The organism is Bacillus cereus group sp. BfR-BA-01381 (assembly GCF_022663555.1).
Taxonomy (GTDB): domain Bacteria; phylum Bacillota; class Bacilli; order Bacillales; family Bacillaceae_G; genus Bacillus_A; species Bacillus_A pacificus.
Genome location: NZ_JAKUFR010000254.1, coordinates 1 through 340 on the forward strand (window position 1 = coordinate 1; position 340 = coordinate 340).

Sequence of the window (340 nt, forward strand, 5' to 3'; positions counted from 1 at the left end):
CACCATATGTACCATTTTCACTTGGATCAGCAGTATATGCTGTCGCCACCACTGTTAATTCACGTTTAGCGGACTGCGTGTTATTTTTAGACTCTTCTTTTGCCTTTATTGCTTCTCGGGCTTTTGCTTCTTCCTTGGCCTTTGCTATTTCTCGGGCTTTCGCTTCTTCTTTAGCCTTGGCTTCTTCTTGTACTTTCACTTCTTCCTTAGGCTTTACTACTTCTTGTACTTTCTCTTCTTCCTTAGGCTTTACTACTTCTTGTACTTTCTCTTCTTCCTTAGGTTTTGCTACTTCTTGTACTTTCTCTTCTTCCTTAGGTTTTGCTACTTCTTGTACTTT

1 pseudogene is annotated in these 340 nt (G+C 40.0%); it reads right to left on the reverse strand.

The features are described from left to right. Window positions 1–340, reverse strand: a pseudogene (locus MR079_RS28585) (enterotoxin); the annotation flags it as partial.